This is a genomic window from Sphingomonas sp. Leaf23, from assembly GCF_001421585.1.
Lineage (GTDB): Bacteria > Pseudomonadota > Alphaproteobacteria > Sphingomonadales > Sphingomonadaceae > Sphingomonas.
In genome coordinates this window covers 386,333-409,822 of record NZ_LMKR01000002.1, presented here as the reverse complement: position 1 = coordinate 409,822, position 23,490 = coordinate 386,333, and the positions used below count along the sequence as shown (strand labels likewise).

Below are 23,490 nucleotides of genomic sequence, written 5' to 3'. Positions count from 1 at the left end.
ACATTTGGGAGGCCCTATGATCGATTCCCTGATCGCGCCGATCGCGGCGCTGCTCGACAAGCTGATCCCCGATCCCAAGGCCCGCGATGCGGCCAAACTGGAACTGCTGAAACTCGAATCCACCGCCGACCTCGACCGGGTAAAGGCGCAGCTGTCGGCAATCGTGGCGGAGGCGCAGTCGACCGACCCCTGGACCTCGCGCGCACGGCCCGGCTTCCTCTACGTCATGTACGCGCTGCTGCTGTGGGCGATCCCGATGGGGCTGATCTCGGCGGTGCAGCCCGACATGGCCGCCGGCATCGCACGCGGCATGACCGCCTATCTGCGCGGTATCCCCGAGGAACTCTACGCCCTCTTCGGCACCGGCTACCTAGGCTACACGGCGGCAAGGGCGTGGGGGAAGGCGAAAGGCGTCGAACGCTAAAGATCCTCCCCGCTCCGCGGGGAGGGGGACCAGCGAAGCTGGTGGAGGGGGGGCTCGGCATACGGCACGGTATCGTTGCGTGGCCAACCCCCTCCACCAGCCTGCGGCTGGTCCCCCTCCCCATGAATGGGGAGGAACTTGTACCGCCAAACCTCCTCCCCATATCGCGCCCCATGAGCAAAGAGACGGTGTGGCACGGCACCACGATTGTATCCGTGCGTCGCGGCGGTCGCGTAGTGATCGCAGGGGACGGGCAGGTTTCGGCCGGGCAGACGGTCATGAAACCCAATGCGCGCAAGGTCCGCCCGCTGGGCGATGGCAAGGTGATCGCAGGCTTCGCCGGCGCCACCGCCGATGCCTTCACCTTGTTCGAACGCCTCGAGGCAAAGCTGGAGCGCCATCAGGGCCAGCTGCTGCGCGCTGCGGTCGAACTGGCCAAGGACTGGCGCACCGACAAATTCCTGCGCAATCTCGAAGCGATGCTGATCGTCGCCGACAAGGACGTGACGTTGGTCGTCACCGGCAATGGCGACGTGCTGGAGCCGGAAGCCGGCATCGCCGCGATCGGATCGGGCGGCAATTTCGCGCTCGCCGCCGCCCGTGCGCTGTCCGATTACGAAGGCGACGCCGAAAAGGTCGCGCGCAAGGCGCTCGCCATCGCCGCCGAACTCTGCGTCTACACCAACGATCGCGTCACCCTCGAAGCGCTCGACAGCGCGAACTGACGGACATCCCATGCAAGACAATCTGACTCCGAAGGCGATCGTCGCCGCATTGGACGCGCACATCATCGGGCAGCAGGACGCCAAGCGCGCCGTCGCCGTCGCCCTGCGCAACCGCTGGCGCCGGCAACAGCTTTCGCCCGACCTGCGCGACGAGGTGTCCCCGAAGAACATCCTGATGATCGGGCCCACCGGCTGCGGCAAGACCGAGATCAGCCGCCGCCTCGCCCGTCTCGCCGACGCACCGTTCGTGAAGGTCGAGGCGACCAAGTTCACCGAGGTCGGCTATGTCGGCCGCGACGTCGAACAGATCGCCCGCGATCTGGTCGAGGAAGCGATCCGGCTGGAACGCGAACGCCGCCGCGTCGCGGTGAAGGACAAGGCGGAGGAAGCCGCCATGGCCCGCCTGCTCGACGCGCTGACCGGCAAGGGTGCCAGCGAAGCGACCCGCGAAGCCTTCCGCCAGCGCTTCGCCGACGGGCATATGGACGACAAGGAAATCGAGATCGAGCTGGACGCCCAGCCGCAAATGCCGTTCGAGATTCCGGGCGCGCAGCCGCAGATGCTCGACCTGTCGGCGATGATGGGCAAGGCGTTCGGCGGCGGGCAGCAGAAGCGCCGCAAGCTGACCGTCCGCGCCGCATGGGACAAGCTGGTCGAGGAAGAAGCCGACAAGCGGCTCGACCAGGACGAAGTGAGCCGCGCCGCGCTGGCCGATGCCGAGGCGAACGGCATCGTCTTCCTCGACGAAATCGACAAGATCGCGGTCAGCGACGGCCGCAGCGGCGGATCGATCAGCCGCGAAGGCGTGCAGCGCGACCTGCTCCCGCTGATCGAGGGCACGACCGTCGCGACGAAGTACGGCCCGATGAAGACCGATCACGTCCTCTTCATCGCGTCGGGCGCGTTCCATGTGGCGAAGCCCAGCGACCTGCTGCCAGAACTCCAGGGCCGCCTGCCCATCCGCGTCGAGCTGAAAGGCCTGACCGAAACCGACTTCATCGCGATCCTGTCGGATACGAAGGCGTCGCTGCCCGCCCAGTATCGCGCGCTGCTCGGCACCGAATCGGTCGAGGTGACCTTCACCGACGACGGCATCGCCGCCATCGCCCGCATCGCGGCGGAGGTGAATGCCGAGGTCGAAAATATCGGCGCACGCCGGTTGCAGACGGTGATGGAAAAGCTGCTGGAAGAGGTCAGCTTCGACGCCGAGGACCGCGCCGGGCAGGCGGTGACGATCGACGCGCCCTATGTCGACAAGCAGCTGGCCAGCATCGCGCGGAACACCGACCTCAGCCGGTACGTGCTGTAGCCGCCCCGTTCGTGCTGAGTAGGGACTGAGCGAAGTCGAAGGCCCGTATCGAAGCACCCGCAATGGTCCTTCGATACGCCGCTTCGACAAGCTCAGCGGCTACTCAGGATGAACGGGTGGGGGGAGGTCAGACCCTACCCCTACCCCCACCCGTTCGGTTCGAGCAGCTTCGAGCTTGTCGAGAAGCGTCGGTCGAGAACGCGCCCTTAGGGTCACCCCGTTCCAGACAAGCTCGAACCGAACGGCGTGGGGCCAATCACCCCACCTTGTCATACGGCACGAACGCGCCAAACGTGCAGTCCGCCGAAGCAATCGGCGACCCGCGATCGACCAGCCGGAACCGGTCGTTGCGGCACACCTGCGCACCATACAGGATCGACACCACGATCTGGTCGTCGCGCAGGAACGGGCAGCGGTCGCGCACCTGCGTCCGCCACAACCGCTTGCCGGTCTGGCGATAGACCAGCGAGTCGCCCACGACCTGCGGTCCGTCGATGAACCCGGTCGGGATGCAGTTCTCGGGCTTGCCCGCGACACGCCCCTCCAGCATCTTTGCCAAGTCCCGGTCGCCCTTGGCCTGCGTCTCCGCCATTTGCTGCGGGGTCGCACATGCGCCCAGCAACAGCGCCGCCGTCCATGCCAATCGCTTCATCGCGCTTCTCCTCACCCGATCAGAACGCATCTTTCGCCGCGCGGTGCCGCGCCAGTTCCTCGGCCGACCGGCTACGCAGGAACGGATTGGTCGCCAGTTCCGCACCGATCGTCGTCGGCACGGTCGGCTCGCCCTTTTCGCGCATCGCCTCAACCGCCGCCATCCGCTCAACGATCGCGGCATTGTCCGGCTCGGCGGACAATGCATAGCGGCCGTTCGACAGCGTATATTCGTGCCCGCAATAGACCCGCGTGTCGGCGGGCAGCCCGGCATAGCGCCGCATGTTGCCGTACATCTCCGCCGCCGTGCCTTCGAACAACCGGCCACAGCCCATGGCGAACAGCGTGTCGCCGCTGAACAATACCGCATCGTCGGCGAAGTGGAACGCAATATGCCCGGCAGTATGCCCCGGCACCGCCCACACGGTCGCCTGCGCATCGCCGACCGACAGCATCGCGCCCTCGCCGACGCCATTGTCCATGTCGGCAATCTTGCCGCGCTCCGCCTCCGGCCCGGTCACCGTGGCGCCGGTCGCCGCCTTGATCGCCGCATTGCCGCCGACATGATCGGGATGCCAGTGCGTGTTCCAGATCGCGGTGATCGTCCAGCCGCGTGTCGCGGCGGCGTCGAGCACCGGCTGCGCCGCACCCGGATCGATCGCCACCGTCTCGCCGCTGGCATCGTCGTGCAGCAGCCAGGCATAGTTATCGGACAGCACCGGGATCTGGACGATCTCCATCACCACGTCCCCGTGTTCGGCATCGATGCCCACGGTTCGGCGGCGGGCAGCGATCCGTCCTGCAACAGCTCGATCGAGATGCCGTCCGGCGTCTTCACGAACGCCATATGCCCGTCGCGCGGCGGGCGGTTGATCGTGACGCCGGCATCCATCAGCGTCTGGCAGGTGGCGTAGATGTCGTCGACGCGGAACGCCAGATGGCCGAAATTCCGCCCGCCATCATAGGGTTCGGGGTCCCAATTATGGGTCAGTTCTACCTCGGCCACGCCCTCCTGCCCCGGTGCGGCGAGGAAGATCAGGGTGAAACGCCCCTTCTCATTCGCCATGCGCCGAACCTCTTTCAGGCCCAGCATGTCGAAAAAGGCGATGGTCGCGTCCGGGTCGGTCACCCGGATCATGGTGTGGAGATAGCGGGTCATCGACGGCTCCCTATGGCTTGACCCGGCATATCGGGTCGGCCGGGGCCCGCCGCAACCGCCATCAGGCGGGCGGGAGCGTGTCGAGCGCCGCGTCGGCCGCCTTCGCCTGCGCGCTGCCCGGCACCAAGCGCTGCACCGCCTCGAACGCGGCGCGCGCGGCCTTGGTGTCGCCCGACAGGCCGGCGATGTTGCCCGCCTCCAGCTGCACCGACGCATCGTCGGGCGATCGGCGCAGCGCCTCGGCAATGTCGGCCTTCGCGCGGGTCAGGTCACCGGCTCGCCGTGCCAGCGTCGCCGATAACAGCCACACCAGCGGGTCCGCCGGCGCATCCTTCACCGCGCGGTCGAGATCGCCGCGCGCCCCGGCCAGGTCGCCGCCCGCAACCCGCACCCGCGCCCGGTCGAGCTGCGCCTCGCCCCGCGCGAGGCCCGTCAGCGACCCGCTGGCCAATGCCGCGTCCAGCGCGGTGCCCGCCGCGATCGTGTCGCCATCGGCCAGCCGGGCATTGCCCGCCTGCGCCCAGTAATTGGCGGCCCGGGCATCCTTCGCCACCTCCGCCTCGCGCGCGGCCTGTTCGAACGCCTCGGCCGCCGCGGTCCAGCGCTGGCGCGTGGCATAGCTCATGCCGAGGCACTGCCGCGCGAGGAACCCGCCACCGACCAGCCGCCATTGCCCCGCCAGCTTCTCCGCCTGTTCAGGCGCGGTCGTCGCGGCATCGACACAGGCGTCGTAGCGCGCCTCGGGCGTGGACCCGGCGGGCAGTTGCGGGCCGGCAGCGGCCTGCAGCGCGAGGAACAGCAGCGGAGACAGCATCAGGGCAACACATCCTCGATGGCGCGCAGGATCAGCGCGATATCGCCGTCACGCGACAGGCGATGGTCGCCATCCTTGACCAGGATAGTCTGCACATCGGCTGAACGGATGCGCGCGGCGAGGTGGACGGTGCGCTCCCACGGCACATCGGCATCGCGCTGCCCCTGCACCAGCCGCACCGGCACATCGATCGGCAGCTCGGCGTGCAGAATCCGGTTCGCCTCCCCCGACGACCAGAAGGCTCGGGTGAAGACGGTCGGCGTGTCGGCATAGGGTGACGGCCGCTCGATCCGCCCCTGCGTCAGCAGCGTCATCTTCTCCGCCTGGGTAAACCCCCAGTCGGTGAAGTCGGGCGCGGGCGCGATGCCGACCAGCCCGGCAATCCGATCGGCCCGCGCCCGCGCGGCGAGCAGCGCGATCCACCCGCCCATCGACGATCCCACCGGCACCACCGGCCCCTCGATCGCGCCGTCGATCATCGCCAGCGCATCGTCGACCCACCCGGCCAACGTCTGCTCCTCGAACGCGCCGGGGCTCTCGCCGCACCCGGCATAATCGAAGCGCAGGAACGCCCGCCCCGTCTCACGCGCCCAGGCTTCGATCGCCAGCGCCTTGGCCCCGCTCATGTCGGACGCATAGCCCGGCAGGAACAGGATGGTCGGGCCGGAACCGGGGGTATGGCGATAGGCGAGCGGGCGGGAGTCGGTCATGCCCGCCTCCATGCCATGCACCCGGCGCGGGCGATAGGGTCAGCGCATCGTCCGCAGATGCGCCCGGACCAGCCGCCCCGATTCGGTCAGATCCGCCTCGCTCCACCCCGACAGGCCCTGCGTCGCGGGTTTCAGGATCGCCGACGCCTCGTCCTTGTTACCGACCGACCAGTTCAGGGTGCTGATGCCGTACTTCGCGCACCAGTCCCACCAGGTCTGCGTTTCCTTCGCATCGATCGGCGCGTCGCCATTGGCGGCGGTGGTGCCATATTCGGTGACGAACAGCGCAATGCCGCGCCGCATCGCCGTCTCCGCCTTCGCACGCAGCTCGCCCTTATGCGTCGCGGCGTAATAATGCAGCGTATAGGCGACGTTGGCGAAGGGCAGCGGATCGGCCGCCGCCTCGTCGACATCCTGCGACCAGCTGCGCGTGCCCGCCACGACGAACGCACCCGGATCGATCGCCCGGATCGCGCCGATCACCCGTACATGATAGGGTTTCAGCACCTTGGACCAGCCATATTCGGGCAGCGGTTCGTTATAGGTTTCGTAGATCAGGTTCGGCACGCCGCGATATCGGGTCGCGATATGGCGGAAGAACCGGACGGCATCGTCGGGCCGCGGCTGGTGCGCGTGCCAGTCGACCACGACATAGATGCCCTGCGCGATCGCTGCATCGATCACCGTCTCGGCGCGCTTCGTCTCCGCCTCGGGCTGCGCATCATAGCCGCCCTGCTGCGCCCCGATCGCCGCGCGCACCGCGCTTACCCGCCAGTCGCGCACCAGCCACGCGACCGTCGCCGGATCATAATAACGCGGCTGCCACTGGCTCCAGAACAACGACATGCCATGCACCGCATAGGGCCGCCCCTGCGCATCGACCACCTGCGCACCCCGCACCGCCAGCCGGCCATGCTCGGCCACCGGCGATCCGACCGGTGCGGCCCATGCCACCGGTATCGACAATATCGCGACCAGCAACAGCCACCAGCGACGCATCCACCCCTCCACCCTTGATTCTCAGGCCGAAAGGTGTCGCCCGCCGTCAACGCTGTCAACAACGGCCGCGCGATCAGTCCGCCACGGGATCGGCCGGCCCGCGATCGGCGGGGCGGTCGGCCGCCGCCTCGGCCCGCGCCTGATCCTTGCGCCGCCGTAGATTCTGTCGCAGCGCCTGTGCCAGCCGCGCCTTGCGTTCCGCTTCACTCATCGCGACTTTCTACGCAATTCGCACGCAATCTGGCAACGGCCGCTTGACTTCACCGCAAATGCCTGCACATAGGCCCCTCCCGCCGCCGAGGGGTTTCCCCCCGGCTCGGAGTGCTGCCGTAGCTCAGTGGTAGAGCGCATCCTTGGTAAGGCTGAGGTCGTGAGTTCAATCCTCACCGGCAGCACCATTTTCTTAGATAATACGACGCGATAGCCGACCCCTGACGGGGCGCCATCGGCTGGCGCGCCACGCCGCGGTCGGCGTGGCGCGTGCCGCCTATCCCTCGACCTGGTCGAGATAGTCGCCATATCCTTCGGCCTCCATCGCCTCGCGCGGGACAAAGCGCAGCGACGCCGAATTGATGCAGTAGCGCAGGCCACCCCGGTCGCGCGGGCCATCGGGAAAGACGTGGCCCAGATGGCTGTCGCCCCCGGCCGAGCGGACCTCGGTGCGAACCATGCCGTGCGTCGTGTCGCGCAGTTCGGCGACATTGGCCGGCTCGATCGGCTTGGTGAAGCTCGGCCAGCCGCAATGCGAATCGAACTTGTCGGCCGATGCGAACAGCGGCTCGCCCGACACGATGTCGACATAGATGCCGGCGCGCTTCTCGTGCAGATATTCGCCGGTGCCCGGCCGTTCGGTCCCGCTCTGCTGCGTGACATAGAACTGCTCGGGCGTGAGGCGGGCCAGCGCCTCCTCGGTCTTGCGATAGTCGGTCATGTCTCGTTCCTTTGCTGCCGTCTACATGGGGCCGGACCGGCCCCATGCAACCGGATCAGAACAGCTCGGCCAGGAACGCGGTGACCGATTCCCACGACCGGCGATCAGCATCAGCGTCATAGGCCATGCCCTTTTCAGGCGCGGCGGCATGGGCGTTGGTAAAGGCGTGCATCGCCCGGCCGTGCGCGTGCAGTTGCCAGTCGGCGTCGCGCGCGCCCATTTCCTCGGCAAAGGCCAGCACCTTGTCCGGCGCGGCCATCGGATCGCGCCAGCCATGCTCGACCAGCACCTTCGCCGCGATCGGCCCGTCGGTCGACAGATCGTTGCCATCCAGCATCCCGTGCAGGCTGACCACGCCCCGCACCCCGTCCGCGCCGCCGCGTGCCAGGTCGAGGACGCACAGCCCGCCGAAGCAATAGCCGATCGCCGCGAGTCGGCCCGCATTGACCCGGTCGAGCGTCGCGGCAAAGGTCACCGCCGCGCGCACCCGCTGCAACAGCGCCGCGCGATCCGACAGGAACGGGCCGATCAGGTGGCTGTTGTCACCCGACGGGTCGCCCTTCACGTCCTTGCCGAACATGTCGATCGCGATCCCGACATAGCCGAGCTCGGCCAGCTTCTCGGCGGTCTTGTGCTCCCCCTCGCCGCGCCCGGCCCATTGGTGGACGATCAGCACTGCGGGCGCCTTGCCCTCTCCGGCGGGAAAGGCCACGCCGGCCTGCAACACGGTGTCGGCATCGGGATAGTCGAAGAGGTCGATCGTCATGCGTCTGCTCCATATCAGGGTCTCGCGCAGAACGGCCGATGCCCGGCAGGGGTTGCGCGACCCCGTGCCCCGTCCGTACCATGCGATCCTGTCGCGCAGAAACCGGCGCGATTGCAGGAGCGTACCCAATGAGTAAGGTGATGTTGGTGCTGGCGACGGCAGGACTGGCCGCGGGCGTGCAGGCGCAGGACAAGCCGGCGCCGCTCGGCGCGGCGAATTACGGGGTCGACACCCGCATCGCCCCGCCGACGACCGCCCCCACCTTTGCCGACGAATTTTCGGGCAAGCGGATCGACCCGGCCAACTGGCGCTTCGACACCCACCGCAACAAGGCCGGCTGGTACAATAACGAACGCCAATATTACGCGCCGGCCAACACCCCGGCCAATGCGCGGATCGACAATGGCAAGCTGGTGATCGAGGCGCGGCGCGGGCGGCCGACCGGCCCGGATGCGGGGGGGCAGGGCTATACCTCCGCCCGGATCGTGTCGACGCGGGCGATGGGCTATGGTTTCTACGACATCCGCGCGAAACTGCCGTGCGGGCGCGGCATCTGGCCGGCCTTGTGGCTGGTCCCGCCGACCGGCGGCTGGCCTGCCGGTGGGGAAATCGACATCCTCGAACTGGTCGGATACGAACCCGGCCTGATCCACGCGACGGTGCACAGCGCACTGTTCAACCATGCGCGCGGCACGCAGCGCGGCGGTTCGCTCAAGATGAGCGACGCCTGCGGCCAGTGGCATCGCTACCAGCTCGACTGGCGCCCCGATTCGATCACCATCGGCGTCGACGGGCGCGGCTATATGCAGGTCGACAACAACCAGCCCGGCGGACAGGCGGCATGGCCGTTCGACCGGCCGTACAACCTGATCCTGAACGTCGCGGTCGGTGGCGACTGGGGTGGCAAGATGGGGATCGACGACACCAAGTTCCCGCAATCGATGCAGGTCGATTATGTCCGCTACTGGCAATATCGCTGAACGCCGACGACCTCACCGCACGCCGGAATGAAGTCCACCGCGCGGGTGAGCGGCTGGCCGGCCCGGATCGCGCGCAGCGTGGCGATCGGCCCGCCATGGGCGATCACCAGCACGGTGCCGCGTGCGGGCAGCGCGTCCCACGCCGCCTGCACCCGGTCGGCGAGCTCGCGCCCGGTCTCCCCGCCGCCGGGGCGATAGGTTTCCGGCGCGGTCATCATGCCGTCCATCTCCGCGCCGCTCTCCCGCCAGATCGCGTCCCAGCTGCGCCCCTCCCACCGGTCGAAGTCCCGCTCCAGCCAGCGCGGGTCTTCGCCGACCGGCACGCCCTGCGCGACCATTGCCGCCAGCCGACGGGTACGCAGTGCGCCCGAATGCACCACCGCATCGACCGGCGGCAGGTCGCGGGCGATCCGCCGCGCCATCGCCCAGCCTTCGCGGCTCCACCCCATGTCCGACCGGCCATAGCAGCGCCCCTTCCACGCGAGCGCCACCGGCGGATGGCGCAGCAGCAGGACGCTCACCGCGCCGCGACCGCCAGTAACAGCGCCAGCTGCCCCATCGCGGCCGCAAAGCCCAGGCAGTCGCCGGTACTCCCACCGATCCGCCGCCGCAGGAACCGCGCGAGCCACGCCAGCAACACTGCCATCGCCACCAGCGCGACGACCACCGCCATGGGCCGCAGCCACAGCAGCGGCGCGATCCCGGGCACCGCCAGCACTCCGGCCAGCGCGAGCCGCCCGATCGGCATCCGCCCGGCGCGCACCGCCATCCCCGCGCCACTCCCGACCGGCGCGACCAACGCCGCCAGCGTCACCGCGCACAGCCGCCCCAGCGTCGCCGCCGCGACGATCGCCGCCATCGCCAGCACCGGCGGCAATGCGACCATCGCCGCGATGCGCAGCAGCACGACCAGCCCCAGCCCCAGCGCGCCATAGCTGCCGATCCGGCTGTCCTTCATGATCGTCAGCGCGCGGTCGCCGCTGGCCATCCCGCCGAACGCATCGCAGAAATCGGCGACGGCATCCTCATGGAACGCCCCGGTCAGCAACGCCTCGACGATCAGCGCCAGCACGGCGGCAACCAGCGGCGGCCACCAGAATTGGGCGATCAGGAAGGTCGCGCCGGTCACCGCCCCGATCAGCGACCCGACCGGCGGCAGCCACGCCATCGCCTGCTCCAGCCCCGCCGCCGCCTGCTCCCCCGTCAACCGGTGCAGCACCGGCACGGGCAGGCGCGTCAGAAACTGGACCGCCAGCAATGGCGGCGCCCAGCGGGGACCGTCAGTCGGCACGATCCGCCCCGATCTGGTCGAGCCGCACGACATCGTTGAGGAGCGCCGCCGCCGCATCAAGCAGTGGCAGCGCGGTCAGCGCCCCGCTGCCCTCGCCCAGCCGCATCTCCCAGTCGAGCACCGGCGTCAGCCCCAGCGCCGCCAGCGCCGCGCCATGCCCCGGCTCGGCCGAGCGATGCGCGGCGATCATCGACCGCACGCTGCCCGGCGCCAGGCTTTCCGCGATGAGCGCGGCGGCCGTCGCGACATAGCCGTCGAGCAGCACCGTCACCCCGCGCGCCGCACCTGCGGCATAGAAACCGGCCATCGCCGCGATCTCAAAGCCCGCGACCGACGCGATCGCCGCCCGCCGATCCGGCATCGCCGCCGCCCGCGCCACCGCAGCCGTCACGACCCGGCGCTTGACGACCAGCACGGCATCGTCCGACCCCGCCCCGCGCCCGACCGCAGCGTCCGGTTCGATGTCGGCGAGGAGCGCAGTCAGGCAGGCGGCAGGTGTCGTGTTGCCGATCCCCATCTCCCCCGCAATCAGCAGCACCGCGCCCGCGTCGATCGCCGCATCGGCTTCCTCGACGCCCACGCCCCATGCCGCGTCGAACTGCGCGACGTCCATCGCCGCCCTTTGTCCCAGCGGTTGCGTGCCTTGCGCCACGCGCGCGTCGCGAAAATGGGGATGGGGCGCCAACTTCGGCGCGATCATGCCAACATCCACGACCCGAAGCGGACAGTTCGCGGCCGCCGCCAGCGCATTGCTGGTCGCCCGCCCAGAGAGGATCGTCGTGACCATCATCTGCGTCACCGCAGACGGCCACGCCGACACCCCCTCCTCCACGCAACCATGGTCGCCGGCGAACAGCACCGCCTGTCGCGGGGAGGTGCGCGCATCGATCCGCCCCTGCGTCAGCGCCAGCTCTTCGGCCAACGCCTCCAGCCGCCCCATCGCCCCGCGCGGCTTGGCCAGCGCGTCCAGATGCGCGCGAATGTCGTCGATCATGCAGCCTCCCCAGCAATGTCCAGCAATGCGTCGATATCCAGCACCGCTTCCAACGCGGCGGCAACCCCGTCCAGCGCGGCGTCGACCGCCTCATGCCGATCGAGCGGATCGGCAGCAGCCCCGATCCCCGCCAGCAGCGCGGCCCGCGCGCTGGCCCGGTCGAACAGGCCATGGACGTAGCACCCGGCAATCTGCCCGTCGCGCGCCGTCGCCCCGTCCGGCGTGCCATCGGCAAGGCGCAGCAGCGGCGGCGTGCCGGGCGCGACCCGCGTCACCCCGGCATGGATCTCGTACCCGGCAAAGGCCGCACCCCCGACCAGCTCGCCCGTCACCGGCCGCGTGGTCTTGGCACCGGCGATCACCGTCTCGACCGGCAACAGCCCCAGCCCGGCGGCGCTCCCCGCCGGCCCTTCGATCCCCTGCGGATCGGCGATGCGCGTGCCCAGCATCTGGTAGCCACCGCAAATCCCCAGCACCCGCCCGCCCCGGCGGACATGCCCCGCCAGGTCGATATCCCACCCCTGTTCGCGCAGGAAAGCGAGGTCGGCGATCGTCGCCTTGGTGCCCGGCAGGATCACCAGCGCGGCATCGCCCGGCAACGGCTGGCCCGGCGGGATCATCCGCAACCGCACCGCCGGATCATGGGCAAGCGCGTCGAAATCGTCGAAATTGGCGATGCGCGACAGCATCGGCACCACGATCAGCGGCCCCACGCCACCCTCGACCCCGCGCCCCAGCGCCACCGCATCCTCGGCGGGCAGCCGCGCGGCATCGGCCAGCCACGGCACCAGCCCGATATCGCGCCATCCCGTCCGCGCGACGATCTCGGCGCGGCCATCGTCGAACAGCGCCGGATCGCCCCGGAACTTGTTGACCAGAAACCCCCGGATCATCGCCGCATCGGCCGGGTCGATCACCGCCTGCGTGCCCACCAGCGCCGCGATCACGCCGCCGCGATCGATATCGCCCGCCAGCACCACCGGCACCCCCGCCGCCCGCGCAAAGCCCATATTGGCGATGTCGCCGGCGCGCAGGTTGATCTCGGCCGGCGACCCCGCCCCCTCGACCACGACGATATCGGCCCCGGCCGACAGGCGGCGATAGGCGGCCAGCACCTCGGCCAGCAGCTCCGGCCGCCGCGCCCGATAATCGCCCGCGCGCATCACCCCGGCCACCCGCCCGCCGACGACCAATTGCGATGTCCGGTCGCTTTGGGGTTTCAGCAGCACCGGGTTCATGTCTGTCGTCGCGGCCACACGACACGCCATCGCCTGCAACGCCTGCGCCCGGCCGATCTCCCCGCCATCCCTACAGACGGCGGCGTTGTTCGACATGTTCTGCGCCTTGAACGGCCGCACGACCATGCCCCGGTTCGTCAGCAACCGGCAGATTCCGGCGACCAGCACCGACTTGCCGACGTCCGAGCCGGTTCCCTGGATCATCACCCCAGCCATGGGATGATCCCGACCAATATCCACAGGAGCAAGCAGGCGGTGCGATAGATGGTCAGCGCCCGTTCCAGATCGTGCGCGTCGGGCATCGGCCCGTCGCCCAGCATCGCGCGCCGGGCTGGCTCCCCATCATAGCTGATCGTCCCGCCCAGCCGCCGCCCGAGCGCCCCGGCCATCGCCGCCTCCGGCCAGCCGCCATTGGGCGAAGCGTGGGCCGGGGCATCGCGCCGCATCTCCCGCCAGCCGCCGCGGCCCGCCAGTGCGATCAGCACGCCCGCGATCCGCGCCGGTACGAAATTGACCACATCATCCGCCCGCGCCGCCGCCCAACCGAACGCAGATAGTTCCGGCGTACGATGCCCGATCATCGAATCGGCGGTGTTGATCGCCTTCACCACGAACAGCCCCGGCAGGCCGAACAGCGCGAGGGCCAGCGCCGGCGCGACCACCCCGTCGCAGAAACTTTCGGCCAGGCTCTCGATCGCCGCCGTCGCCACCCCGGCTTCATCGAGCGCATCGGTATCGCGCCCGACGATCATCGCCACCGCGCTACGGGCCGCGCCCAGCTCGCCGGCCAGCAACGGCCGCGCCACTGCCACGACGTGATCGTGGAGGCTGCGCTGTGCGAGGCCGGTGGTCGCGACCATCACCGTGGCAATCGTCCCGAGCCATTGGATCGCCTGCCCCAGCGACACCGCCAGCGCGACCAGCACCAGCACCAGCGCCACACCCTCCCGCCGTCGCCGCCGGTTCCACGCCCGCTCTAGGCCGCCGATCAGCGCGCCGACGCCCATCACCGGATGCCACCAGCGACGCGGATAGCCGACCGCCGCCTCGACGATCAGCGCGGCGAGCGCGATCACCGCGCGACCGGCAGAATGTAGCGATGCCCCTGCGGCGTATGGCCGATCTCGACAGCGATGCCATAGGCTTCGGCGATGGCCGGCGCGGTCAGCACGTCCTCCGCCGCGCCGCTCGCCACGACGCGCCCTTCCTTCAACAACACCGCATCGTCCGCCACCCGTGCCGCCAGATGCAGGTCGTGCAGCACCAGCACCACGCCCCGCCCGCCACTGGCCACCCCGCGCAACCGCGCCAGCACGTCGAGCTGGTGCGCGGGGTCGAGGCTGGCGAGCGGTTCGTCGGCCAGCAGCCAGTCCGGCTCGCCCGCCAGCACCCGCGCCAGCAGCGCCCGCCCGCGCTCACCGCCCGACAGCCGCTCGACACCACGGGCCGCAAACGCGGTCATGTCGGTCGCCGCCAGCGCCGCCGCCACCGCATCGCGATCGGCCTGCGTCTCGCCCCAGCGTCCGCGATGCGGAAACCGGCCCAGCCCGACCAGCGTCGCCACATCGATATCCCAATGCACATCGGCCGACTGCGGCAGCAACCCGATCGCCCGTGCCCGCACCCGGCGGTCGATCGCCTGCACATCTTCGCCACCCAGCCGCGCTGCCCCCCTATCCGGGCGGCGCAGCGCGGCGAGGCAGGCGAGCAGGCTCGACTTGCCCGCCCCGTTCGCGCCCAGCAGGACCGTCACCCGCCCCGGCCGGAACGCAAACGATACGTCGTCCAGCACGCGCTTGCCGCCCAGCGTCAGGCCGATCGCATCGGCCACCAGATCGGTCATGCCAGCCGCCTCCGCATCGTGACGAGCAGATAGAGGAAGAACGGCCCGCCCAGCATCGACATGGCGATCCCCAGCCGCAATTCGCTGACCGTCGGGGCCAGCCGCACCAGGCTGTCGGCAAAGGTCAGCAACACCGCCCCGGCCAACGCCGACGGCAGCAGGATCGCAGATGGGCGGTTGCCCGCCAGCGGCCGGACCAGATGCGGCACGATCAGCCCGACGAACCCGATCATCCCCGCCGTCGCCACCGACCCGCCGACCGTCAGCGCGACGCCAAGGATAACCAGCCGTTGCAGCCGCGCCGGATCGACCCCCATCGACCGCGCCGCCGCCTCACCCAGCGTCAGCGCATCCAGCGACCGCGCGGTCAGCGCCAGCACGCCCATGCCGAGCAGGATCAGCGGTGCCGCGACCAGTACATCGTCCCAGCTGCGATCGGTGAGCGCGCCCAGCAGCCACGTCACGATCTGCGACGACACGAACGGCGTCGGCGCAAGGCTGATGGCAAGCGAGGTCAGCGACCCGGTGATGCTGGTCAGGATCATGCCGCCCAGCGTGAACAGCAACAGGCTGCCCGACCGCCCTGCGATCAGCGCCAGCAGCGACATGGTGACGCCGGCCCCGACCAACGCAAAGCCCGGGAGCAGCCACATCTGCGCGGCATAGCCGAAATACAGCGCGATCACCGCGCCGAACGCCGCGCCCGACGACACGCCGAACAGCCCCGGATCGGCCAGCGGATTGCGCAGATAGCCCTGCATCACCGCCCCCGACAGCCCCAGCGCACCGCCGACCAGCAGCGCCAGCACGGTGCGCGGCAGGCGCAGTTCGACGATGATGATCGAGCGCGGATCGTCGGCGCTCCACGCATCCAGCGGCACCCACACCTTCCCCGCCGCGACCGACAGCGCGGCGGCGAGCAGCAGCAGCACGATCAGGCCAAGGATCAGCCGCTTCACGACGCCACCTGCGCGCGCACCTGCCGCAACCGCGCCATCGCCGCGATGATCGTCGGCCCGCCACAATTCATCAACCGCGTGGGATATGCGGCGACGGTGATATGCTGCGCCAGCCGCCGCACCGCCGGGTGCCCGGTCATGCGGTCGTCCTGCACGCCCTCCGGCGCGGTCGACAACAACACGCGCGGCGGATCGGCAACCAGATATTCGAGCGGCAGGACGTCCCATTGCTTCAGGCCATACGCCGCGCTCATGTTGCGAAACCCGGCGCGCTTCAGCAGGTCGTCGGTCAGCGTGCCGCTACCGGGCACCAGTCCATTACCCTGCCACACCAGCGCGCCGACCGGCCGCGCAGTCGAGGGGGCCGCCGCCGCCGCGATCCGCGCCGCCAACACATTGCCGCGATCGGCATGGCCGGTGGCCGTCGCGATCTCGCCGACCTGCGCCACGCTCTCCGCGACCGACGCGGGCACCGGATATTGCACCAGCCTGATCTTCAGCCGCTTGAGCGCGGCAATCGTCGCCGGTTCGACATGCGCCCCGGCCAGCACCACATCGGGGCGCAATGCAACCACTTCCTCCGCCGTGCCCGACGTCGCCTTGAACCGGCCTGCCCAGCTGAGCGGGACCGAGGTCGCCCGTACATCCTGCGAATAATGGCTGATGCCGACGATCTGCGCCGGATCGGCGACGCGGGCCAGCACCGCATCGACGCACGGATTGATCGACACGATCCGCGGCAGGCGCGGCGCCGCCGACACGACCCACGGCGCGGCCAGCAACAAGAGGAGGGAGCGGATCAATATTCGACGCCCTTCTGCGCCTTGAACCCGGCATGATAGGGATGCTTCACCTCGCCGAACTCGGTGATGAGGTCGGCAATTTCGAGCAGTTCGGGCTTCGCATTGCGGCCGGTGATGCAGATATGCTTGGTCAGCGGGCGGTCCTTCAGGAATTCCACGACCTCCGCGACCGGCAGCGTATCGTCGCGCAGCACGATGTTGAGTTCGTCGAGGATCACGAAATCGATGGCGGGATCGAGGATCATCTCCTTCGACCGCTCCCATGCGGCGCGTGCGGCGGCGATGTCCTGCGCGCGGTCCTGCGTTTCCCATGTGAAGCCCTCGCCCATCACCTCGAAGCTCGCGAGATCGGGATGCGCGTCGAAGAAGTTGCGCTCGCCCGTCTCCCACTTGCCCTTCACGTACTGAAGAATCGCGACCTTCATCCCCCAGCCGATGCTGCGGATCGCCATGCCGAACGCGCTGGACGACTTGCCCTTGCCATTGCCGGTATGGACGATCAGCAGCCCGCGTTCCATCGTGCGGCGCGCCTGCATCTTTTCGCGCGCCACCGCCATGCGCTGCATCCGGGCATTGTGGCGGGCATGATCGTCGGGGGTCTCGGTCATCGCGGATACTCCGATAGGGCATGGGTCAGGCGGGCAAGCGCCGCGCCATCGGCAGGCAGGCCGATGCGCAGGCGATCGCCCCGCTCGGCGAAGGGACGGGTCAGGATGGCATGGTTGCACAGATGACGGAACAGGCCGTGCGCGTCCGCCGCGCCGACCAGCCGGAACAGCGGCGCGGCCCCGACCGGCTCGAACCGCGACAGGACGGTGTCGAGCAGCGTCCCGACCGTATCGATCCGCTCGACCTGCTCACCCCGCCAGCCCGCGTCGCGATAGGCGGCGGTACCGATCGTGATCGCGGGCAACGACACCGGCCAGTCGCCCAGTAACTGCCGCAGCGCACCCGCAACGCGCGGCCCGGCGATGACGAACCCCAGCCGGACACCGGGCAGGCCATAGAATTTGCCGAATGACCGGAGCACGATCAGCCGGTCGGACGCCTCGCCGCACAGGCCGGGGGCGGGATCGGCATAGGCCTCGTCGACCACCACCGTCATCCGCCCGGCCAGCGCGCGCAACTGTTCGGGCGGCGTCACCCGCCCGTCGGGATTGGCCGGCGACGCCAGCACCAGCAGGTCGGCATCGCCCGGATCGACCCCCGCCGCGACGCTGCGCGCCGCGCCCCACGCCGCCGCATGCCCGGCATAGCCCGGCCGCACCACCGCTGGCCGCTCCGCGCCCAGCACGACCGCCAGCAGCCGCAGCGCAAGGTCGGTGCCGGGCACCGCCACCACCCGCGCCGGATCGGCGACGCCGAACGCATCGGCCGCCGCCGCCTCCACCGCCGCCAATTCGCCCGGTTCGGGCAGGCGGGTCAGGTCGAGGGCGCCATGGGGATAGGCCCAGGGCGCGATCCCCGTCGACAGGTCGATCCAGTCGCCCCCGCCGAACGCACGCGCAGCGGCGGCCAGACGGCCACCATGCGCGCAAAATTCGGCGAGGGACTGCATCGGATCAATAGCGGACGCGGACACCGCCATAGGCGGCGCGGCCCGGCGTGCCGTACTGGAAGATGGTCTGATAGCGTTCGTCGAACAGATTCTCGACCCGGCCATACACCTCGACCCGCTCGGTGATCGGGAACGCCGCACGCAGGTCGGTCAGGACATAGCCGTCCAGCCGGCGCGCATTCGACGCATTGTCGAAACTGTCGCCGATCATCGTGACCGTCGCCCCGGTCGACAGCCCGAACGCCCAGCGATAATCGGCGTTGACGGTCATGCTGTCCGCCGGCCGCCGCGCCAGCTTGCGCCCGAAATTGGCGGTGCCGACCGACCGGTTCTCGGCATCCAGCCACGTATAGGCCGCCGCGACCGTGAACGCCTCGACGGGTTTGAGCTTCAGCGCGAATTCCAGCCCCTTCGCCTCGGCGCGCTGGATATTGTCGTAGGTGCCGAACGGCCGGTTGGCACAAATGCCGGTGCCATTGGCAGGGCAGGAGATGAACGCGATCAGGTCCTTCGACGTACGGTCGAACCACGTCGCGCTGGCTTCTACCGCACCGTCCAGCCCGCGCTGGGTAATGCCGGCGTCCCAACCCTTCGAACGCTCCGGGGTCAGCTGCGCGTTGCCGTATTCGCTCTGCAACTGGTACAACGTCGGCGCCTTGAACCCTTCGGAATAGCTGGCGCGCAGCAGCGTATTGCCGCCGTTCGGCGACCACACCCCGCTCCCCGAAAACACCGTCGCGCCGCCGAACACATTGTGATCGTCATGGCGCACGCCGCCCGTCAGCGTCAGGTTCTGAACCGGCGTCACCGCCAGCTGGCCATAGACCCCCAGCAGCCGCGCACGACCGGTAGTCGCCGGCCCGCCGAAGCTCGCCGTGGTGAAGCGCGATACCTCGCGCTCGACGCCGAAGGTCGCGAACACGGCATCGGTGACGTCGAACGACCCTTGGTAATCGATCCGGTCGTTGCGCCCCTTGCCGCGGAACGTCTCGGTCGGGGTGCCGTCGGGATCGTTGTTGGTGCGGTTGCTCTGGGTATGGGCATAGCCGATGCGGTTGCGGAACCGCCCGTCGAACAGCGCGGCGTTCAGCCCGGTATAGCCGGTCCACTGCTCCGCCTTGCCCACTTCGCGCGTGTCGCCGAAGCTGAACGTCGGTGCCGGGAAGCCGTCGATCTCCGTCCGCCCGTTCGAATAGAAACCGCGCACATCGACCGACACGCTATCGGCCAGCGCGACCGACACGCTGCCGTTCGCACCATAGTTACGATATCCGTCCTTCTCGGCACCCGGCGCATAAGCGGAGATGCCGTCGGTGGTGAAGAACCCGCCGCCGAGGCTGGCCGATACCGGCCCGGCCTTGCCCGACACGTTGGCGACGGCCTGACCCGTGCCGAACGATCCGCCCTCGGCCCGTGCGTTGATCGCCAGCGCCTCGGTCGGCTGGCGGGTAATCATGTTGACGACGCCGCCGATCGCCTGGCTGCCCCACAGCACCGACTGTGCGCCGCGCAGCACTTCGATGCGCGCGATATTGCCGATCAGCAGGTTGCCGAAATTGAACCCGCCGCCCGGCGACGACGGATCGTTGAGCTTTACGCCATCGATCAGCGCCACGGTCTGGTCGCTGTCGCCGCCACGGATGTTGACGCTGGTCGTCGTGCCGGGGCCGCCATTGCGGGTCACCGTTACGCCCGGCGTCTGGCGCAGCAGGTCGGACACGACCACCGCCTGACGCTGTTCGATGGTCACGATGTCGAGCACGGTGACGGCCTGGCCGACGGTATCGACCGGCCGCGCCTCGCGGTTGGCGGTCACGACGATCTCGTCGTCGCCGGTCGCCACGCGCTCAAGGCCACTGGTCGACTGCGCGCTCTGGGCAAAGGCCGGGTTCGCCGCCAACAGGCACGGCAGCAACAGGAAACGGGTCTTCATTCGGGCATCCCCCCTTGGTCAACAACGGGGACGCGACGGAATTACGGCGGACAGCCTGTCCCCCGCGCGCACGACCCCAACAACGTCGTCACGCGAGGAAACCCTCGATCACCCGGCACACCCCGTCCGCGCGAAGGACAACCGCGACGGGCAGGTCTCCTGGCTCGCGGGTCATCGCCTTGCCCGGCCTTCCCGGACCTGGGGTCCAGTGGCGCACGGAGGAGCAGGGCTCGCCGGTCACAGTTGCGGGGGCAGCCCCGGATGGCGCGCAAGACACGCGCTTCCGGGTTCCCTTTTCATCCCATTTCTGGGAACCTGTCGCATCCGCGCCCTTAGAGCGCTTGGGGGCACAGGACAAGATGGCGACGACAACCCTGTTCGTGGGCGGCGCGCGCTCGGGCAAGAGCCGGCTGGCGCAAGCCGCGTGCGAGGCCCTGCCCGGCCCCTGGACCTACCTCGCCACGGCCGAAGCATGGGACGACGAGATGGCCGACCGCATCGCCCGCCACCGCGCCGATCGCGGCCCCGGCTGGCACACGGTCGAATGCCCGGTCGACCTGGCCCCGGCGATCCGCGCGGGCAAAGGCCCGGTGCTGGTCGACTGCCTGACGCTGTGGCTGACCAATGTGATGCTTGGCGGCCACGACGTTGCCCGGCACAGTACCGATCTGATCGCGGCGATCGGGGCCGCGCAACATCCGTTGATGCTGGTCAGCAACGAAGTGGGCCTCGGCATCGTCCCCGAACACCCGCTCGGCCGCACCTTTCGCGACGAAGCGGGGCGGCTCAATCAGGCGGTGGCGGCGGCGGTCGATCGCTGCTGGTTCGTGGTGGCGGGGATGGTGCTGCCGTTGCAGCGGTTCGCGCCCGAACGCTGACCGTACCCCCGCGCAGGCGGGGGTCCAGAGCCAAAAGCGCTGCGCCCGGTTACCCTGAATCCCCGCCTGCGCGGGGATACGTCATTGCTGGGCCAGCACCGCCCTCAACGGTGTCCACGCCACATCATAGCGCGCATTGTCCACCGGTCCGCTGGGCGCGCGGCCATCGAACATGTTGTGGAGATACTGCATCCCCTGCCACGCCGGAAACACCTGATCGCGCGCGGGGAACAGCCGCCGCGTGACGCCGATCATCCGGGCAAGCGTGCCGAGCGACCCGACGCGCAGCAACCCGTACCGCTTGCCCGTCACCTCGCCCATCAACGCCGCCAGATCGCGCGCGCTGACCTGTGCCCCCGCGATCTGCAGGTTGCGCGGCACGGCGGGATCGAGCGCGGCGGCGGCGGTATAGGCCGCCACGTCGTCCTTGGTCGTCAGCGCGAACTTCGTATCGGCATCGCCCCAGTACAGCACGCGCCGCACCCGCCGCTGGATCAGCGGCATCTCGCCGTTCAGCATGTCGGCGAACGCCCCGTTGAAGATCGAGGTCGCCAGGATCGGCGCGGTGTCGATCCGGGTGCGAAACGCACGGCGCAGGTCGAAATTGCGGTTGGTGCCGGTCGGCAGCGCGCGATAATCGATCGAGAAGTCGGACGGGATGAACCGCGCCGCGCCACCGCCCAGCGCCGCATCGAGCAGCCGGGTCTGGGTCCCGAGGATCGTGTCGCCAAGGCCGTTCAGCGCCGACACGACGCACACCACCCCGCGACACGCCTGCGCCAGCGCCTGTGCATCCTCGAAATCGACCGGATGCGGATCGGCCCCGATCGCCTCCAGCGCCGCGATCCGCTCGGGCGCGGTGCCGGCGCGGATCAGCGCGCGCACCTTCGCCCCGCGCGCCACCGCCGCCTTCGCGATCCGGTTGCCGAGGTCGCCGGTGGCCCCTGCGACGATAATCGTGTCCATGGTCGTTCCCTGCTGCCCTTCCCCGGCGGACTGCCGTCCCCGTCGTGCGGCCCCGGTGGCGGCAACGCAAGGGGGGAGGGATCATCAGCCTCTCAGATCGCCGCCCCGCCGGGTACGGGCCGTGCCCCGGCCTTCGCCCGCCGCACCAGCCTCGCCAGCGCGATCGTCAGCATGGCCGCGACTACCGCCCAGATCGCCAGCCCCTGCCACGGGGTGAAGCCCAGCCATTCATCGGCGACGGTGCGCAGATAGCCCGGATCGAACCGGTCGCGGAACACCGCGACCGCCAGCGCACGCGGCTCGCTGCCCGGCGCGGTGATCTCGGCGCTGGCGATCGCCATGTTGAGCACGACCGACCCCGCCAGCAGCGCTGCCACCGCCGCCCGTGACCAGCGCGTCGCCCGTGCCCAGAAGGCACCGATGCCGATGCACAGGTACCCGACCGCCGGCAACGCATGGCGCGGGCCGGTCGCATTGCCGCCGTCCCAGTAATAATAGCTGGCGTTGATGAGGAACGGCACCACCGCCCCGGCAACCGCCAGCCAGCCGATCGCGCGCGTCGCCGGATCACGCAGCAGCGCGGCGATGCCGAACGGCGCGACGATCAGGATCGGCGCGACCCACAGCATCCCCCGCCGCTCGCCAAAGGTCAGTTCGTACAGCACATAGGGCTTCGGGTAGGTCAGCCCGAACAGCCCCTCCTGCATGCCTGCAAAGTCGGTGACCCCGGAATAGCCCAGCCGAAACACCGTCCCGAACGCGATCAGGTTATAGCCGACCAGCACGACCAGCGCACTCGCTCCGGTCGCCAGCGCGACCCCGACCGTCCGCACCGCTGCCGCGCGCGGCAGGGTACGCAACCGCCACAGCGCGAACCCGGCGACCGGCAGCCCGGCGATCAGCGCCGAATGCTCGATCAGCACCGCCCAGCCGAGCGCGAGGCCGGCGACGACCGCATGCCCCCACGACCGCCCCGGCCCGGTGCCGCGCCACACTGCCCACGTCGCGATCACCAGCAACGCGGCGACCGGCGCATGGCCAAAGATCGTCGTCGACCACCCCCAGACGGTCGTGCCGAGGCCATAGGACAAGGCGGCAACCGCCCCCGCCTCGCCGTCACCGGTCACCCCGCGCACCAGATCGTAGAGCAGCATCGCCGCCAGCGCGGTCAGCAGCGCGCAGACGGTGACCGCGACCAGCCGGATGCGAATCTTCAGGAAGCGATTGAACTCGCGATTCTCGAATCCCGGCACGAAATCATGCGCGGTCTGCCCCGACACGGCGTCCGCCAGCGCCACAGCGGGGATGCCCAGCACGGTGATGCCCGGTGCCTTGTCCGAATAATAATGGTCGCCGAAATGCGCCTTGTCGATCGTCAGCGCGGCATATTCGTCGATGGTGGCGTCACCGTCCTCGACCAGCGACAGCGTGGCGAACATCCGGACGGCATTGTTGGGATTGAACTCCCACGACCCGAACCACGCGCACGAAAACCACACGAGGATCAGGATCACCCACGCCACCGGATCGCGGCGCAGCGGCGGGGTGGTCGGCATCGC

At 69.6% G+C, this 23,490-nt stretch carries 27 protein-coding genes, 1 tRNA gene and 1 riboswitch; of the genes, 6 read left to right on the top strand and 22 right to left on the bottom strand.

Annotated elements, in window-relative coordinates; all coding sequences use genetic code 11:
• Window positions 1-16 precede the first annotated feature (16 nt).
• The 3 genes from ASE67_RS05805 (at window position 17) to hslU (ending at window position 2,458) form a co-directional block, all read left to right on the top strand.
• Window positions 17-424 carry a holin family protein gene (locus ASE67_RS05805; RefSeq protein ID WP_055757731.1) on the top strand — a complete coding sequence of 136 codons (408 nt, stop codon included), beginning with the start codon at window positions 17-19 and terminating at the stop codon, window positions 422-424.
• Between the two features lie 173 nt (window positions 425-597).
• Complete coding sequence (hslV, locus tag ASE67_RS05800) at window positions 598-1,149, top strand: ATP-dependent protease subunit HslV (RefSeq protein WP_055757729.1); 552 nt, start codon at window positions 598-600, stop codon at window positions 1,147-1,149.
• Between the two features lie 10 nt (window positions 1,150-1,159).
• Window positions 1,160-2,458 (top strand): ATP-dependent protease ATPase subunit HslU, encoded by a 1,299-nt coding sequence (hslU, locus tag ASE67_RS05795; RefSeq protein WP_055757726.1) that lies wholly within the window; start codon window positions 1,160-1,162, stop codon window positions 2,456-2,458.
• A gap of 256 nt (window positions 2,459-2,714) precedes the next feature.
• Here the strand turns inward: hslU and ASE67_RS05790 are convergent, their stop codons facing one another.
• From ASE67_RS05790 to ASE67_RS18440, 7 genes are all read right to left on the bottom strand, one after another.
• Entirely contained in the window at window positions 2,715-3,110 is a 396-nt protein-coding gene (locus ASE67_RS05790) for a hypothetical protein (protein WP_055757724.1), read from the bottom strand.
• A 19-nt stretch (window positions 3,111-3,129) separates the two neighbouring features.
• Window positions 3,130-3,852, bottom strand: a complete 723-nt coding sequence (gloB, locus tag ASE67_RS05785; RefSeq protein ID WP_055759206.1) for a hydroxyacylglutathione hydrolase — start codon at window positions 3,850-3,852, stop codon at window positions 3,130-3,132.
• Window positions 3,849-4,268 (bottom strand): VOC family protein, encoded by a 420-nt coding sequence (locus ASE67_RS05780; RefSeq protein WP_055757722.1) that lies wholly within the window; start codon window positions 4,266-4,268, stop codon window positions 3,849-3,851. The genes gloB and ASE67_RS05780 overlap by 4 nt, the downstream gene beginning before the upstream one ends.
• 61 nt (window positions 4,269-4,329) lie before the next feature.
• Window positions 4,330-5,082 carry a tetratricopeptide repeat protein gene (locus ASE67_RS05775; protein WP_055757719.1) on the bottom strand — a complete coding sequence of 251 codons (753 nt, stop codon included), beginning with the start codon at window positions 5,080-5,082 and terminating at the stop codon, window positions 4,330-4,332.
• Window positions 5,082-5,792, bottom strand: a complete 711-nt coding sequence (locus ASE67_RS05770; protein ID WP_055759203.1) for an alpha/beta hydrolase — start codon at window positions 5,790-5,792, stop codon at window positions 5,082-5,084. Before ASE67_RS05770 ends, ASE67_RS05775 begins: the two co-directional genes overlap by 1 nt.
• Window positions 5,793-5,831: 39 nt before the next feature.
• Window positions 5,832-6,791 (bottom strand): glycoside hydrolase family 5 protein, encoded by a 960-nt coding sequence (locus tag ASE67_RS05765; RefSeq protein ID WP_055757717.1) that lies wholly within the window; start codon window positions 6,789-6,791, stop codon window positions 5,832-5,834.
• A 73-nt stretch (window positions 6,792-6,864) separates the two neighbouring features.
• Entirely contained in the window at window positions 6,865-7,002 is a 138-nt protein-coding gene (locus tag ASE67_RS18440) for a hypothetical protein (protein WP_200922174.1), read from the bottom strand.
• A gap of 112 nt (window positions 7,003-7,114) precedes the next feature.
• Here ASE67_RS18440 and ASE67_RS05760 point away from each other — a divergent pair.
• Window positions 7,115-7,189: transfer RNA gene (locus ASE67_RS05760), tRNA-Thr, on the top strand.
• 89 nt (window positions 7,190-7,278) lie between these two features.
• Here the strand turns inward: ASE67_RS05760 and msrB are convergent.
• A complete protein-coding gene (gene msrB / locus ASE67_RS05755) occupies window positions 7,279-7,722 on the bottom strand; it encodes a peptide-methionine (R)-S-oxide reductase MsrB (RefSeq protein ID WP_055757715.1) in 444 nt (147 codons plus the stop codon).
• A 55-nt stretch (window positions 7,723-7,777) separates the two neighbouring features.
• Window positions 7,778-8,488: a dienelactone hydrolase family protein gene (locus ASE67_RS05750; protein WP_055757713.1), complete on the bottom strand. Its 711-nt coding sequence runs from the start codon at window positions 8,486-8,488 to the stop codon at window positions 7,778-7,780.
• Between the two features lie 128 nt (window positions 8,489-8,616).
• On the opposite strand from ASE67_RS05750, the gene ASE67_RS05745 reads away from it, so the two are divergent.
• A complete protein-coding gene (locus ASE67_RS05745; RefSeq protein ID WP_082456968.1) occupies window positions 8,617-9,468 on the top strand; it encodes a glycoside hydrolase family 16 protein in 852 nt (283 codons plus the stop codon).
• Here ASE67_RS05745 and ASE67_RS05740 read toward each other — a convergent pair.
• The 11 genes from ASE67_RS05740 to ASE67_RS05690 are packed head-to-tail and all read right to left on the bottom strand — an operon-like array spanning window position 9,450 to window position 20,087.
• Entirely contained in the window at window positions 9,450-9,989 is a 540-nt protein-coding gene (locus ASE67_RS05740) for a histidine phosphatase family protein (protein ID WP_235511807.1), read from the bottom strand. The two genes, ASE67_RS05745 and ASE67_RS05740, sit on opposite strands and share 19 nt — an antisense overlap.
• Window positions 9,986-10,759, bottom strand: a complete 774-nt coding sequence (cobS, locus tag ASE67_RS05735) for an adenosylcobinamide-GDP ribazoletransferase (protein WP_235511806.1) — start codon at window positions 10,757-10,759, stop codon at window positions 9,986-9,988. The genes ASE67_RS05740 and cobS overlap by 4 nt, the downstream gene beginning before the upstream one ends.
• Window positions 10,749-11,753, bottom strand: a complete 1,005-nt coding sequence (cobT, locus tag ASE67_RS05730; protein WP_055757709.1) for a nicotinate-nucleotide--dimethylbenzimidazole phosphoribosyltransferase — start codon at window positions 11,751-11,753, stop codon at window positions 10,749-10,751. Before cobT ends, cobS begins: the two co-directional genes overlap by 11 nt.
• Window positions 11,750-13,207 (bottom strand): cobyric acid synthase, encoded by a 1,458-nt coding sequence (locus ASE67_RS05725; RefSeq protein WP_055757707.1) that lies wholly within the window; start codon window positions 13,205-13,207, stop codon window positions 11,750-11,752. The genes cobT and ASE67_RS05725 overlap by 4 nt, the downstream gene beginning before the upstream one ends.
• Entirely contained in the window at window positions 13,195-14,064 is an 870-nt protein-coding gene (gene cbiB, locus ASE67_RS05720) for an adenosylcobinamide-phosphate synthase CbiB (RefSeq protein WP_055759194.1), read from the bottom strand. The genes ASE67_RS05725 and cbiB overlap by 13 nt, the downstream gene beginning before the upstream one ends.
• Window positions 14,064-14,834, bottom strand: coding sequence for an ABC transporter ATP-binding protein (locus ASE67_RS05715; protein ID WP_055757705.1), 771 nt, complete (start codon window positions 14,832-14,834; stop codon window positions 14,064-14,066). Before ASE67_RS05715 ends, cbiB begins: the two co-directional genes overlap by 1 nt.
• The gene (locus ASE67_RS05710) at window positions 14,831-15,793 is read right to left on the bottom strand and encodes a FecCD family ABC transporter permease (protein ID WP_055759191.1); all 963 of its coding nucleotides are present in this window, start codon (window positions 15,791-15,793) and stop codon (window positions 14,831-14,833) included. Before ASE67_RS05710 ends, ASE67_RS05715 begins: the two co-directional genes overlap by 4 nt.
• Complete coding sequence (locus tag ASE67_RS05705; protein ID WP_055757702.1) at window positions 15,790-16,596, bottom strand: ABC transporter substrate-binding protein; 807 nt, start codon at window positions 16,594-16,596, stop codon at window positions 15,790-15,792. Before ASE67_RS05705 ends, ASE67_RS05710 begins: the two co-directional genes overlap by 4 nt.
• The gene (gene cobO, locus ASE67_RS05700; protein ID WP_055757700.1) at window positions 16,593-17,204 is read right to left on the bottom strand and encodes a cob(I)yrinic acid a,c-diamide adenosyltransferase; all 612 of its coding nucleotides are present in this window, start codon (window positions 17,202-17,204) and stop codon (window positions 16,593-16,595) included. Before cobO ends, ASE67_RS05705 begins: the two co-directional genes overlap by 4 nt.
• Window positions 17,201-18,154, bottom strand: coding sequence for an aminotransferase class I/II-fold pyridoxal phosphate-dependent enzyme (locus tag ASE67_RS05695; protein WP_235511805.1), 954 nt, complete (start codon window positions 18,152-18,154; stop codon window positions 17,201-17,203). Before ASE67_RS05695 ends, cobO begins: the two co-directional genes overlap by 4 nt.
• Before the next feature lie 4 nt (window positions 18,155-18,158).
• Window positions 18,159-20,087, bottom strand: coding sequence for a TonB-dependent receptor plug domain-containing protein (locus tag ASE67_RS05690; protein ID WP_055757697.1), 1,929 nt, complete (start codon window positions 20,085-20,087; stop codon window positions 18,159-18,161).
• Window positions 20,088-20,219: 132 nt separating this feature from the next.
• Window positions 20,220-20,421: riboswitch (cobalamin riboswitch) on the bottom strand.
• A gap of 25 nt (window positions 20,422-20,446) precedes the next feature.
• Here ASE67_RS05690 and cobU point away from each other — a divergent pair.
• On the top strand, window positions 20,447-20,965 hold the full coding sequence (gene cobU, locus ASE67_RS05685) for a bifunctional adenosylcobinamide kinase/adenosylcobinamide-phosphate guanylyltransferase (protein WP_055757696.1): 519 nt from the start codon (window positions 20,447-20,449) through the stop codon (window positions 20,963-20,965).
• A gap of 81 nt (window positions 20,966-21,046) precedes the next feature.
• Here the strand turns inward: cobU and ASE67_RS05680 are convergent, their stop codons facing one another.
• Both ASE67_RS05680 and ASE67_RS05675 read right to left on the bottom strand, forming a co-directional pair.
• Complete coding sequence (locus ASE67_RS05680; RefSeq protein ID WP_055757694.1) at window positions 21,047-21,931, bottom strand: NmrA family NAD(P)-binding protein; 885 nt, start codon at window positions 21,929-21,931, stop codon at window positions 21,047-21,049.
• 92 nt (window positions 21,932-22,023) lie between these two features.
• Window positions 22,024-23,487: a hypothetical protein gene (locus ASE67_RS05675; RefSeq protein WP_055757691.1), complete on the bottom strand. Its 1,464-nt coding sequence runs from the start codon at window positions 23,485-23,487 to the stop codon at window positions 22,024-22,026.
• Window positions 23,488-23,490: the final 3 nt, after the last annotated feature.